This is a genomic window from Sphingopyxis italica, assembly GCF_011926545.1.
GTDB lineage: Bacteria > Pseudomonadota > Alphaproteobacteria > Sphingomonadales > Sphingomonadaceae > Sphingopyxis > Sphingopyxis italica.
Window position 1 is genome coordinate 458,773 of sequence record NZ_JAATIT010000002.1, and the last position, 13,447, is coordinate 472,219.

Consider the following 13,447-nt stretch of genomic DNA (forward strand, 5'->3'; position numbering starts at 1 on the left):
CATGTCAGTCAATCTGGAACAATGGATCAGCGACCATAATATCGACGAAGTCGAATGTATCGTCCCCGACATCAACGGGGTTCAGCGCGGCAAGGTGCTGCCGGCGAAGAAGTTCCTCTCCTCGGTCAAGGACAAGTCGCTGCGTATTCCGGGCAGCGTCTTCATCTGCACGATCGACGGCCACTACCCCGAAGACATCGACGACATCTGGGACAAGGATCCCGACAAGATATTGATCGCCGACCCCGACACGATCTGCGTCGCGCCGGGTTTCAGTTCGCCCACGGCCTTCGTGATCGCCGATGCGTTCAATCGCGACGGGACCGAGGTCGACATCGCGCCGCGCACGATCCTGAAGAAAGTGCTCGGCCTCTATGCCAACAAGGGCTGGAAACCGATTATCGCGCCCGAGGTCGAATTCTATCTCGTCTCGCCGAACACCGACCCCGATTTTCCGCTGACCCCGCCGACGGGCCAGTCGGGTCGCAGCGAGAACGCCAGCCAGCCCTACGGGCTCGAGGCGATGAACGAATATGAGGATATCATCGATCATATCTATGACGATTGCGAGCTGATGGGGCTCGATATCGACACGATGATCCACGAAATGGGCGCCGCGCAGCTCGAGGTGAACTTCATCCACGGCGACCCGCTGCGCCTCGCCGACGAGGTGTTCCTGTTCAAGCGCGTCGTGCGCAACGTCGCAAAGCAGCATGATGTCTACGCCACCTTCATGGCCAACCCGATGGCGGGGCAGCCGGGCAGCGCGATGCACGTCCACCAGTCGGTCGTCGATGCCGAAACCGGGCGCAACCTCTTCGCCACCGCCAACGGCCGCGACAGCGCGGCGTTCCGCAGCTATATCGCCGGCCTCATCCGCTTCATGCCGCAAATCTCGCCGATGTGGGCGCCGAATGTGAACAGCTTTCGCCGCATGCGCCCCGACAGCTCGGCACCGATCAATGTTCAATGGGGCGAGGATAACCGCAGCTGTGGCATTCGCGTTCCGATCGCCGACAAGAACAACCGCCGCGTCGAAAATCGCCTGCCCGGCGCCGACAGCAATCCGTATCTTGCGATCGCCGCCTCGCTCGTATGCGGCTATATCGGCATGGTTGACCGCATGGTGCCGCCCAAACCGATCGCCGGCAGCGCCTATAACCGCGCGCGCACGTTGCCACGCACGCTCGAGGCGGCGCTCGACCGCTTCGCCTCGTGCAAGAAGGTCCGCAACCTGCTCGGCGACGATTTCTTCGAAATCTTCTTCGCGGTGAAGGATTATGAGCTGTTCAACTATCAGTCGGTGGTGTCGAGCTGGGAACGCGAACATCTGTTGATGCGGGTCTGATCCGCGCGCCGGCGATGACCGACCCGCTGAACCACAGCTATTATGCCGCGACCGCGCACGAGCGGCGACCCCAGCGCGACATCGAAGGCGACCTTGAATGCGACGTCGCGGTCATCGGTGGCGGCTTCACCGGCCTGAGCGCCGCCCTCGCCTGCGCCGAGCGCGGTTTTTCGGTGATCTTGATCGAGCGCGAGCATATCGGTTTCGGTGCGTCGGGACGCAATGGCGGGCAGCTGATCCCGGGCCTTCGCTGGACGGCGTCCGAACTGGAAGAGGAATTCGGCCGCGAGCGCGCCGATGTACTCTTCGACCTCTGCTGGCGCGACAACCGCGTGAAAGCGCGGATCGCCAAGCACGGGATCGACTGCGACCTGAAAGCCGGACATCTGGAGGCGGCGTGGACGCCGAAGGATTTCGGCGCGATGCGTCGCGAGGCCGAGTTTCTCGAAAATCGTTTCGGCTATCGAAGCGAAATCGTCGCGAAGGCGGACATGGGCGCGCATATCGCGAGCCCTCTCTACTATGGCGGCGTCCACGATCCGCAAGCCGGCCATTTCCATCCGCTGACCTATGCGCTGGGGCTGGCCAAGGCGGCCGAGGCGGCAGGCGTTCGCATCTGGGAAGGCGAACCGGTGCGCCGGATCGTCGCGTTCAGCGACGGATCGAGCGAACTCGTCACCGAAAGAGCGATCGTCGGCGCGCGCTATGTCATCGATGCAACCGACAGCTGGATCGGCGACGTCGAACCCGATCTCGGCCGCTACACCGTGCCGATCATGAACTATAATATCGCGACCGAACCGCTCGCGAACGCCGACACGCTGCTGCCGAGTGATGCCGCCGTGGCCGACAGCCGCTTCGTGCTCAACTATTTCCGTCTGTCGGTCGACAAACGTCTGATCTTCGGCGGGGGGGAGCGCTATTCGCAGACGCCGCCGCGCGACATCGCGGCGTTCGTGCGGCCGTTCATGGCCGAAGTCTTCCCGCAGATCGCTGACGCAAGGATCGACTATGGCTGGGGCGGCGCGGTCACTGTGACACGGAACCGGCTGCCGCATGTTGGCCGCGACGGGAACATCTTCTACGCGCATGGCTTTTCGGGCCATGGCGCGCTGGTGACGACACTCGCGGGCGAGTTGATCGCCGAGGCGATGGCGGGAACCGCCGAACGCTTCGACGTTCTTGCGAACTTGCCGTCAAAGCCCTTCCCCGGCGGCCAATGGCTCCGCCGCCCGCTCGCCACGCTAGGGCTCCTCTGGTATGCGCTGCGCGACCGGTTGGGGTAAAGGAGCGTATATCCATGTCGAAATCGTCGGGCGTAATCGCGCCGCGGTCGGAAGCCGAGGCCTTTTTCAAGGCGAACCCCGACGTCGATTCGGTCGAGATGATCTACACCGACATGGGCGGCGTCCCGCGCGGCAAACGGCTGCGCCAGCACGAAGTGCTCGCGGTCTATGAAAGCGGCCGCATGATGCCGGGATCGATCACCGTCGTCGACATCACCGGGCAGGACACGATCGAAACCGGCCTCGTGTGGGAGGATGGCGACGCCGACCGCTCGATGAAGCCGATCCCCGGCACGCTCGTCCGCACGCCATGGGGCGGCGACCATGCCGCGCAATTCCTCGTCTCTTTCTACGAACTCGACGGAACGCCGCACGACCTCGACCCGCGCCACGTCCTCGGCCGCGTCATCGACCGCTTCGCCGCCGATAGTCTCACCCCCGTGCTCGCGGTCGAACTCGAATTCTACCTCGTCGATCCCCGCCGCGCGCGCGACGGGAGCATCCGCCCCGCCCGTCCCGGCTACAGTCGCAGCGCGTCGCGCAACGTCGAGGTCTATGGTCTGCGCGAACTCGACGATTTCCGGCCCTTTTTCGATGCGCTCTATGCCGCGACCGATGTGCAGGACCTGCCGCTCGAAAGCGCGATCTCGGAATTCGCGCCCGGCCAGTTCGAACTTACGCTCCGCCACAAGCCCGACGCGCTCCGCGCCTGCGACGATGCGATCATGTACAAGCGGCTCGTCAAGGCGATCGCGCAGGCGCACGGCTTTGAGGCGACCTTCATGGCAAAGCCCTTCGCCAATCAGGCGGGCAGCGGCATGCACATCCATGTCTCGGTCGATGACGCGGCGGGCAACAATATCTTCGCCGCTGACGATCCCGAAGGGACGCCGGAGCTGCGCCACGCGATCGGCGGCATGATCGGCAGCGTCGGCGATGGTTTCGCGCTCTTCGCCCCGCACGCCAACAGCTATCGCCGTTTCAAGGCGAACAGCTATGCCCCCGTCGCGCCGACCTGGGGCGTCAACAACCGCACCGTGTCGTTCCGCATCCCTGCCGGCCCGGCGCCGAGCCGCCACGTCGAGCATCGCGCGTGCGGCGCCGATGCGAACCCCTATCTCGCCGTCGCGGCTGTCCTTGCCGGCATGCACCATGGCATGGCGAGCAAGAGCGTTCCCGGCCCCGCGGTAGTCGGTAATGGCTATGACCGCGACAACAGCGGCGACGACAAGCCCCCGTCGAACTGGTTCGCCGCCGTCGACCGCTTCCATGCGTCAACGCTGATGCGCGACTATCTCGGGACACGGTTCGTCGACATGTTCAGCATCGTGAAGCGCGTCGAACAGGACAATTATTTCAGCGTGGTACCGACGCTCGATTACGACTGGTATCTTCGCAACGCATGAAAGTTTCAAAGATTCGCGGCGTCACGCAAAAATTGCCCTTTCCAAGCCGCCCCTATTGAGCCAGCTTGACGTCATACAGGGAGGCCGGCCATGGATTTCAATGAACTGATCAAGCAGACCCGCGGGCGTCGCTCGCTGCTCCAGGCACTCGGCGTCGCGGCGGTCGGGATCAGTTTCGGCGGGCTCGCCGCGTGCAGCAAGAAGGGCGGCAAGACGCTCGCGAACGGCGAGGAGGCCAAGCTCAATTTCTACAATTGGGACACCTATATCGGCGAGAATACGCTCGATAATTTCAAGGAAGCGACGGGCGTCGACGTCACGATGGACCTGTTCGACAGCAACGATGTGCTGTTCGCGAAGTTCAAGGCCGGCAACCCAGGCTACGACGTGATCGTGCCGTCGAACGATTTCGTCGAGCGGATGACGAAGGCCGACATGCTGTTACCGCTCGACCATTCGCTCCTTCCGAACAAGAAGAATATCGACCCGGCCTACATCAATGTCGAATATGACCTGCAGCGCAAATTTTCGATGCCCTACACCTGGCTCGTCACCGGCATCGGCTATCGCAAGTCGAAGGTGTCGTCGCCGCCGGACAGCTGGAAAGTGTTGTTCGACAGCCCCGAATATGCCGGCCGCATCGCCTGGCTGTCGGAGGCCGGCGACATGTTCCGGCTCTACGGCAAATATCTCGGCAAATCGGTCAACGCGCTGACCCCGGCAGACATCGCGACGATCGAAAGGATGATGATCAAGCAAAAGCCCAATGTGAAGAAATTCCACGAGGATGACGGGCAGGACCTGCTCCTGAAGGGCGATTGCGACGTCGTGCTCGAATATAATGGCGACATGGCGCAGGCGATGGTCGAGGACAAGGATATCGACTTCGTCATTCCGAAGGAAGGCAGCCAGCTCAATTCGGACAATCTCTGCATCCCGAAAGGCGCCCCGCACCCGAAGAATGCGCACGCCTTCATCAACTATATTCTCGACGCCAATGTCGACAAGCACATCACCGAGACGATCCTCTATCCGACGCCGAACACCGCGGCGCGGAAGCTGATGCCCGACAGTTATCAGAACAACCCGGTGATCTTCCCGCCCGCCGAAGCACTCGCGAAATGCGAATATGCGCGCTTCGATCCCGAACTTCAGCCGTTGTTCGAGGAAGCTTTCACCAGGGTGCGGGCGGCTTGAAAGCCTGAAAGGGGCATAGGGGGGTGACCGGGCAGGACTGGAAAACGAACAGACGCGTCTTTGCGGCGGTGTCGCTGCCTACCTTGTTCTGGATCATCCTCTTCTTCCTCCTGCCCATGGCGATCGTCTGGCTTTACAGCTTCGGCGAAAACCGGGGCCTGACCGACATCGAGATTTCGGGCACGCTCGACAATTACAAACGCGCAACCGAGTGGCTCTATCTCACCATCTTCGGCAAGAGTTTCGCGGTCGCGGCGCTCGTCACGCTGATCTGTCTGATCGTCGGCTTTCCTGTCGCGATGGCGATCACTTTCGCGAATGAAAAATGGCGCCCATGGCTGCTGCTCGGCATCATGCTGCCCTTCTGGACCAATTTGCTTATCCGCACCTATGCGCTGATGATGCTCCTCGGCACCCAAGGCTTCGCGAACAAGGGGCTCGGCGCTTTGTGGGAGGGAACGAGCTGGCTCAAGGTGCTCGCCGGGCTCCAGCCGCTCCCGACATGGGAGCCGGTGCCGCTGCTCTTCAACAATTTCGCGGTCGTCTTCGGGCTCGTTTACGTCCACCTGCCCTTCATGGTGCTCCCGCTCTACGCCGCGCTCGACCGGCTCGACCGCAGCCTGATCGAGGCGAGCCTCGACCTTGGCGCCGGCCATTTCCGCACCATCATGCGCATCGTCGTGCCGCTTGCGGCGCCGGGCATCGTCGCCGGGGTGATGATCACGCTGATCCCGGCGCTCGGCGCCTATCTCACCCCCGACCTGATGGGCGGGACCGACAGCCAGATGATCGCCAATGTGATCGAGCGCCAGTTCAAGAAAGCCAACGACTGGCCCTTCGGCGCCGCCCTCTCCTTCCTGCTCATCTATGCGATGTTCATCCTGATCGCATTGCAATCGATGCGTCGCAAAGTGCCGGAAGCGCATTGATGGCGCGCTTTGCCCGCCCTTCGCGCGCGCCGCTCGAATATAGCCGCACGCTGTGGATGCGCCTTTGGGTCGGCGCGGTGATGCTGTTCCTTTACGCGCCGCTGATCGTACTCGTCATCTTCAGCTTCAACGACAGCAAACGCAACGTCGTCTGGCGCGGCTTCACCACCAGATATTATGAAAAGGCGCTGGGCAACGACCAACTTGTCGAGGCGCTGTTCAATTCGCTCACCATCGCCGCGCTCGCGACGATCGTGAGCCTCGCGCTGGGCGCGGTCGCGGCGGTGATGCTCTGGCGTTTCCGCTTCCCGCTGAAGGGCACGGTCGACGGCACCATCTCGTTGCCGATCATCGTCCCGGAGATATGTCTCGGCGTCGCCTTCCTGATGTTCTTTGCGCGCGTAGGCTGGCCGACCGACCTCGTCTGGCCGTTCAACCTCGGCGCGATCACCATCGCGCACATCACCTTCTGCTTTCCCTTCGTGACGATGGTCGTGCGGTCGCGGCTTGCAAGCTTCAACCGCGAGCAGGAGGAAGCGGCGAAGGATCTCGGCGCGAGCGAATGGCAGATGTTCCGCGATGTGCTGATCCCGCACATCAGGCCCGCGCTCGTCGCCGGCGCGCTGCTTTCCTTCACGCTCAGCCTCGACGACTTCGTCATCACCTATTTCACCAGCGGTCCCGACACGATCACCTTCCCGGTAAAGGTCTATTCGATGGTCCGCTTCTCGGTGACGCCCGAGGTCAACGCGGCCTCGACGCTGCTCATCGTCCTCACCGTCATCCTGACCTTCATCGCGCTCAAGCTTCAGGGCGTGAAGGCGATAGCAGAAACCCACTGACCATGGCCGACCCCGCCCGCCCGATCATCCAGATCCGGAACGTCTCGAAACGGTTCGGCAGGGTGACCGCGGTCGACGATGTCAGCCTCGACATCAACGCGGGCGAGTTCTTCGTGCTGCTCGGCCCCTCGGGCTGCGGCAAGACGACGCTGCTGCGCATGATCGCCGGGTTCGAACTGCCGAGCGAGGGTCAAATCCTGATCGACGGACAGGACATGGCGGGCATTCCGCCGAACAGGCGCCCGGTGAACATGGTGTTCCAAAGCTACGCCGTCTTCCCGCACATGCGCGTCGCCGACAATGTCGCCTATGGCCTCAAGATCGCGGGCGTGAAAGGCGGCGAGGCCCGCGACCGCGTCGCCGAGGCGCTCGATCTGGTCAAGCTCGGCGGGTTCGAAAGCCGTATGCCCGATCAGATGTCGGGCGGGCAGCGCCAGCGCGTCGCGCTCGCGCGCAGCCTCGTCATGCGGCCCAAGGTGCTGTTGCTCGACGAACCGCTCTCGGCGCTCGACGCGAAGCTGCGCGCGCAGATGCAGTTCGAGCTTTCGGAATTGCAGGAAAAGGTCGGCATTACCTTCGTCACCGTCACCCACGATCAGGATGAGGCACTGTCGATGGCGTGTCGCATTGCCGTCATCAACAAGGGCGACGTGGCGCAGCTCGCGACGCCGTCGGACCTGTACGAATATCCGGCCAACCGCTTCGTCGCCGATTTCGTCGGCTCGGTGAACATCTTCGAAGGCAAGCTAAGCTTGGACGAGCCCGACAGGGCCGCGATTGACTGCACGGGACTCGGCAAGGTTTATCTCAACCACGGCGTCACCGGCCCACACGGCGCCAATGTGTGGGTCGCGCTGCGGCCCGAGAAAATCTATCTCCACGTCCCCGGCGTCGGGAAAGCGGTGAAGGCAGCGGGGGAGGACGCCCCCGAAGGCCACAATTTCGCGCGCGGCACGATCAAGGGCATGCGCTATCTCGGCGACATCACCCTGTTCGACATCGAACTCGAAACCGGCGCGCGCATTCGCGTTTCGCGCCCCAACCTCTCGCGCCGCGACCAGGAGGATTTCACCTGGGGCGACAAGGTGAGCATGCACTGGCGCGCCGATAGCCCGGTGGTGTTGCTCGGGTAGTTCAGTGGGCCTTCTTGCCCGGCAGCAGATGCAGCACGCCGACGATCACCGCGCCTAGCAGCAACCCGAACACGCCCGCACCGCCCGCATTGATCAGCCATTCCCACACGCCCGCACCCGGCAGACCGCCCGCGACCGAATGGGCGAAATCGTGCAGCCCGTGCCCGATATTGCCGATATGATATTCGTCGAGGCCGTGCAGGAAAATCTGGCCGCCGACCCACAGCATCGCCGCGGTGCCGATCAGCGCCAGCGCCGCGAGCAGCTTGGGCATGAAGGCAACCAGCCCGCGCCCGATCGCGCGGCGCGCGCTATTGCCCTCCTTCGCCATGTGAAGTCCGATGTCGTCCATCTTCACGATCAGCCCGACGACGCCATAGACCGCGATGGTGATCGCGATCGCGACGACAGCGAGCGTCGCCGCGCGCATCGCGAAATGTTCGTCGAGCACCTCGTTCAAGGCGATCACCATGATTTCGGCCGACAGGATGAAGTCGGTGCGCACCGCGCCCTTCACCATCGCCTCTTCATGGTCCTGGTCGGCGACGATCGCGGCATCCTCGGCGAGCGTAGTCTTGTTCTTCTGCAACGAATGCAGCACCTTTTCGGCGCCTTCGAAACAGAGATAGGCGCCGCCAATCATCAGCAGCGGCGTGATCGCCCATTGCGCGACGGCTGACAACAGCAGCAGCACCGGCACGATGAAGAGCAATTTGTTGCGGAAAGACCCCTTGGTGATCCGCCAGATGATCGGCAGCTCGCGGTCGGGAGTGAAGCCGGTGACGTAGCGCGGCGTCACCGCGGTATCGTCGACCACCACCCCCGCCGCCTTGACCCCGGCCTTCGACGCCGCCGCGCCGATATCGTCGATGCTCGCGGCGGCGACCTTGGCGATGGTCGCGATGTCGTCGAGCAGAGCAAAAAGGCCGGAGGGCATAAGGTCTTGGTCTTTCCTGTTCAGAGCGCCCGGAGCTTGGGCATCACCTCATCCAAGGATTTGCGGATGATGGCAACCACCTCGTCGATCTGTTCGGTCGTGATGATCAGCGGCGGGCACATGACGAGGCTATCGCGAATGCCGCGCACCATCAGCCCGTTCGCGATGCAGGCATCGCGCGCCATCGGTCCCGCGGTTCCTTCGGCGCCGCCGAAGCGGGCGCGCGTCGCCTTGTCGGCGACGATCTCGACCGCGCCAAGCAGTCCGACCGATCGCGTCTCACCCACGAGCGGGTGATCGTTGAGCGTCGCGAGCGCCTTGGCGAGATACGGGCCGGTAACGCTGCCGGTGCGCTCGACGAGGCCTTCGCGTTCGATGATCTCGATATTCCTGAGCGCGACCGCTGCGGCGACCGGATGCCCTGAGTAAGTGAAGCCATGGACGAAATCGCCGCCGGTCTTGAGCACATCGACGACATGGCTCGCGACCGCGGTGGCGGAAATCGGGAGATAGCCCGACGACAGCCCCTTCGCCATCGGCATCAGGTCGGGGGTGAAGCCCATCGTCTCATGCCCCCACATCTGGCCGGTGCGTCCGAAGCCGCAAATCACTTCGTCCGCGACGACGAGCAGGCCATATTTGCGGGCGACGGCCTCGACCTTGGGCCAATAGCCCTTGGGCGGGATGATCACCCCGCCCGCGCCTTGCACCGGCTCGCCGATGAAGGCGGCGCAGTATTCGGGGCCGACCTCGAGGATCTTGTCCTCGATCGCAGCCACGCACGCGTCGCAGAATTCTTCCTCGGTCATCCCCTGCCCTTCGCCATAGGCATAGGGCTGGCGCACATGTTCGACGCCCGGGATCGGCAGGTCGCCCTGCGCGTGCATCGCCTTCATCCCGCCGAGCGAAACGCCCGCGACGGTCGAGCCGTGATAGGCGTTCCAGCGGCTGATGAAGACGGTGCGTTTCGGCTCGCCCTTGAGCTTCCAATAGTGGCGCACCATGCGGAACACCGTGTCGTTCGCCTCGCTGCCCGAGGCGTTGAAGAAGATATGCGGCAGGCGGTTCTGCGTCAGGCTCGCGATCTTCGCCGCGAGCGTCACCGTCGGCGGCGTCGCGGTCTTGAAGAAGGTGTTGTAGAAAGGCAGTTCGCGCATCTGCGCCGCCGCCGCCTCGACCAGCTCTTCGCGGCCATAACCGACGTTGACGCACCAGAGGCCCGCCATCGCGTCGAGGATGCGATGGCCGTCGCCGTCGTGAATATAGCAGCCCTCGGCATGGGTGATGATCCGGCTGCCGCCGAGTGCCTCGATTTCCGCCCAATCGGCCTGCGCGGGTAGATGGTGCGCGATGTCGAGGCGGCGCAGTTCGGCGATGTTGTGATTGCGGGGCATGAATTTGCTCCTGAGCTGGAAGTCCGTTTGCATCGAGCGAAGTCGAGATGCCCCTCGGTCTTGCGCTACGAGATGGGTGTCTCGAATCCTGAGCGCGTCGAAGGGCTCGACACGAGCGGAGCGAGAGCCTCGGCTCTTCGGTCAGGGCGAAAAGCTGATCCGCGCGAGATAGCGGTCGTAGCGGGTGATGCGGCGGCTCATAATTCGCCTCTCAAAGCGCGTCCGAGCAGCTTGAAATAGGTCTGGCTTTCGGCATTGCCATCGACCGCCCATTCGGGATGCCATTGCACCGCAAGCAGCGGCGCGCCATTCGGCCGCGCACTGAACGCTTCGACGAGGCCGTCGGGCGCGCGCGCCTCCACCGAAAGCCCGTCGGCGAGCCGTCCGACGCCCTGATAGTGGACCGAATTCACGTCGAGCGATGGGACGCCATAGGCCGATGCCAGCATCCCCCCCTCGACCAGATCGACATGGTGGCGATGATCGAACATCGCATCGAACAATGTTCCGTCGGGCGTATGATGGCGAAGAAGCGCGCCGTTGATCGCTGTGTCGCGGCGCAGCGTGCCGCCGAGCGCGACATTGATGTCCTGAAACCCGCGGCAAATCCCGAACAGCGGGCGCTGCGCGGCGATCACCGCACGAACAAGATCGCGCATCATGCGATCGCGGTCGGGGTCGAACGGCCCCTCGCCCGCGTCATCCTCGCCATAACGCACGGGCTCGATATTCGACGGTGAGCCGGTGAGGAGCACCCCGTCGAGCCGTCCGACGATCTCGTCCGCGTGCATATAGTCGGGAAGCGACGGGATCAGCAGCGCCGCGCAATCGGCATGGCGCATCGCCGCCATCGCATAGCGGTTCATCACCGCCTGCGCACATTCGGTTCCAACCATGCGGTTGCAGGCGATGATGCCGAGGACGGGGCGTTGCGACATGGTGCCACGCTGCCGATTTTGGCGCCGCAGCGCCAGCGGAATCTTAGGCGTGTTGCCGCGCGAAGGCCGCCGCCGCGCCAAACAGGCCGGGCTGCGGGTGGGTGATCAGCTTGACCGGAAGCGCCGACATGAAGCCTTCGAACCGCCCCTTTTCGATGAAGCGTTCGGGAAAACCCGATCGGACCAAGCTGTCGCGGATGCGCAGCCCCAGCCCGCCCGCGACGACGACGCCGCTTGCTCCCTGCGCCAGCGCGAGGTCGCCAGCGACGCTGCCGAGCGACAGGCAGAAGCGGTCGACCGCCGCCGCGGCAAGACTGTCCTCGCGGTCCATCGCCCGGCTCCAGATCTCCTTGTCGTCGAGCGGGGTCACCGCGCGCCCTTCGAGCGCGGCGAGCGTTTCGTAAATATCGACGATCGCCGGGCCTGACACGATCCGCTCGACCGATACGCGCCGGTGGCGTTTGCGCAGCCGCGCGAGGATCGCGTCCTCGATGCTGTCGAGCGGCGCGAAGTCGATATGCCCGCCTTCGGTCGCCTGGACGCGATATTGATGGCCGTCGCGCCAGACATGCGCGACGCCAAGGCCGGTGCCGGGACCGATGATTGTGATCGTTCCGGTCGCGGGAAGCGGCTCGTCGGGGCCCGCGAGCCGCTCGAAATAGCTCGCGTCGGCCTGCGCGACCGCGTGGCCGACCGCTTCGAAATCATTGACCAGCACATAGCGGTCGACGTTGAGCTTTTCGCCCACCAGCGCCGGGCGGATGATCCACGGATTGTTCGTGAAGCGGATGATCTCGCCCCGCGTCGGGCCCGCGATCGCGATCGCCACCGCGCGGGGTAGCGCGCCGCCCTGCTGCCGTTCGAAATCCTGCCACGCTGTCTGGAAGCTCGCATGATCCTTGGTGTGCAGCGTCGTCTCTTCGCCGAGCGAAAGGACCCGGCCGCCTTCGACTTCGGCGATCGCAAAACGCGCGTGCGTACCGCCGATGTCCACCGTGACGATCTGTTCGCTCATGACTCTCCCTTGCCGGCCTGCGTGACCGGTGCGACCTTGGCATGTCCGATGGCCCATGGCGATGCAACAGGGCATAGCTATGCGCGCGCTTGCCTTGGGTTGGCAAATCGCATAGATGCGAGTCATTCGCAATAAGGAAACTCCGCCATGTCCGACGCCCCCTCCGCTCCCACTCACGACTGGAACGGCGACAGCGGCGATCGCTGGGCCGCCAATCTGGCGCGGCTCGACCTGATGCTCCAGGATTTCGGCGACGCCGCGGTCGCGGCGGCCGATGCGAAACCGGGCGAGCATATCCTCGACATCGGCTGCGGTTCGGGCACATCGAGCTTCGCGCTGGCCCGTTGCGTCGAACCCGCGGGGCATGTTCTCGGCGTCGACATATCCGAACAGCTCGTCGCGATCGCACGCGCGGAGGCGCCCGTCGGAGCGCCGGTCGAGTTCCGTCTGGCCGATGCCGCGACGGCGCCGCTGCCCGCGGAGCGCTTCGACCTTCTCTTCTCGCGCTTTGGCGTGATGTTCTTCGACGACCCGGTAGCGGCGTTCGCGCATGTGCGCGGGGCGCTGAAGCCCGGCGGGCGGCTCGCCTTCGTCTGCTGGCGCGGGGCGGCGGAGAATGACTGGGTGCGCCTGCCGATGTCGGCGATCCGCGGCATCGTAGACGTGCCCGCCGCCGATCCCCAAGCACCCGGCCCCTTTGCCTTCGGCGACAGGGAGCGGATGGCACGCATCCTGGCCGCGGCGGGATTCACCGCCATCGACATCGCGCCGTTCGACGCCGCTATCGCCTATGGCCGCGGCGCGACGCGCGAGGAGGCGGTCGACGATGCGCTCGACATGGCGTTTCAGGTCGGACCGCTGTCGCGCGCGCTGGCCGATCAGTCGGAGGATGTTCGCGCCCGCGCCGCCGAGGCGGTGCGCGCCGCCTTCGAAAAACGGCCCGGCGACACCTCGATCCGGATCGACGGCGCCGCCTGGATCGTCACCGCGCGCGGCTAGCATATTTTTTTCCAAGGTCGCGC

The 13,447-nt window shown here is 64.2% G+C and carries 12 protein-coding genes; 8 read left to right on the top strand and 4 right to left on the bottom strand.

Going from position 1 to position 13,447, the window contains the following annotated elements:
- Position 1: 1 nt before the first annotated feature.
- The 7 genes from GGR90_RS09900 to GGR90_RS09930 all read left to right on the top strand — a co-directional run bounded on the left by GGR90_RS09900 (position 2) and on the right by GGR90_RS09930 (position 8,141).
- The gene (locus GGR90_RS09900) at positions 2-1,348 is read left to right on the top strand and encodes a glutamine synthetase family protein (protein ID WP_167921266.1); all 1,347 of its coding nucleotides are present in this window, start codon (positions 2-4) and stop codon (positions 1,346-1,348) included.
- A 14-nt stretch (positions 1,349-1,362) separates the two neighbouring features.
- Complete coding sequence (locus tag GGR90_RS09905; RefSeq protein ID WP_167921267.1) at positions 1,363-2,634, top strand: NAD(P)/FAD-dependent oxidoreductase; 1,272 nt, start codon at positions 1,363-1,365, stop codon at positions 2,632-2,634.
- 14 nt (positions 2,635-2,648) lie between these two features.
- Positions 2,649-4,040, top strand: coding sequence for a glutamine synthetase family protein (locus GGR90_RS09910; RefSeq protein ID WP_167921268.1), 1,392 nt, complete (start codon positions 2,649-2,651; stop codon positions 4,038-4,040).
- 90 nt (positions 4,041-4,130) lie between these two features.
- Positions 4,131-5,237, top strand: coding sequence for an ABC transporter substrate-binding protein (locus GGR90_RS09915; RefSeq protein ID WP_167921269.1), 1,107 nt, complete (start codon positions 4,131-4,133; stop codon positions 5,235-5,237).
- Between the two features lie 23 nt (positions 5,238-5,260).
- Complete coding sequence (locus GGR90_RS09920) at positions 5,261-6,166, top strand: ABC transporter permease subunit (protein WP_167921270.1); 906 nt, start codon at positions 5,261-5,263, stop codon at positions 6,164-6,166.
- Positions 6,166-7,008, top strand: coding sequence for an ABC transporter permease (locus tag GGR90_RS09925; protein ID WP_167921271.1), 843 nt, complete (start codon positions 6,166-6,168; stop codon positions 7,006-7,008). Before GGR90_RS09920 ends, GGR90_RS09925 begins: the two co-directional genes overlap by 1 nt.
- Positions 7,009-7,010: 2 nt before the next feature.
- Complete coding sequence (locus GGR90_RS09930) at positions 7,011-8,141, top strand: ABC transporter ATP-binding protein (RefSeq protein ID WP_167921272.1); 1,131 nt, start codon at positions 7,011-7,013, stop codon at positions 8,139-8,141.
- A 1-nt stretch (position 8,142) separates the two neighbouring features.
- Here GGR90_RS09930 and GGR90_RS09935 read toward each other — a convergent pair whose 3' ends face one another.
- From GGR90_RS09935 to GGR90_RS09950, 4 genes are all read right to left on the bottom strand, one after another.
- Positions 8,143-9,078, bottom strand: coding sequence for a DUF808 domain-containing protein (locus tag GGR90_RS09935; RefSeq protein ID WP_167921273.1), 936 nt, complete (start codon positions 9,076-9,078; stop codon positions 8,143-8,145).
- A 20-nt stretch (positions 9,079-9,098) separates the two neighbouring features.
- Positions 9,099-10,472, bottom strand: coding sequence for an aspartate aminotransferase family protein (locus GGR90_RS09940; RefSeq protein ID WP_167921274.1), 1,374 nt, complete (start codon positions 10,470-10,472; stop codon positions 9,099-9,101).
- Between the two features lie 197 nt (positions 10,473-10,669).
- Positions 10,670-11,410 (bottom strand): gamma-glutamyl-gamma-aminobutyrate hydrolase family protein, encoded by a 741-nt coding sequence (locus GGR90_RS09945; protein WP_167921275.1) that lies wholly within the window; start codon positions 11,408-11,410, stop codon positions 10,670-10,672.
- A gap of 43 nt (positions 11,411-11,453) precedes the next feature.
- On the bottom strand, positions 11,454-12,425 hold the full coding sequence (locus GGR90_RS09950) for a glucokinase (RefSeq protein ID WP_167921276.1): 972 nt from the start codon (positions 12,423-12,425) through the stop codon (positions 11,454-11,456).
- Positions 12,426-12,572: 147 nt separating this feature from the next.
- Between GGR90_RS09950 and GGR90_RS09955 the strand changes: the two genes are divergently transcribed.
- Complete coding sequence (locus GGR90_RS09955) at positions 12,573-13,424, top strand: class I SAM-dependent methyltransferase (protein WP_167921277.1); 852 nt, start codon at positions 12,573-12,575, stop codon at positions 13,422-13,424.
- Positions 13,425-13,447 lie beyond the last annotated feature (23 nt).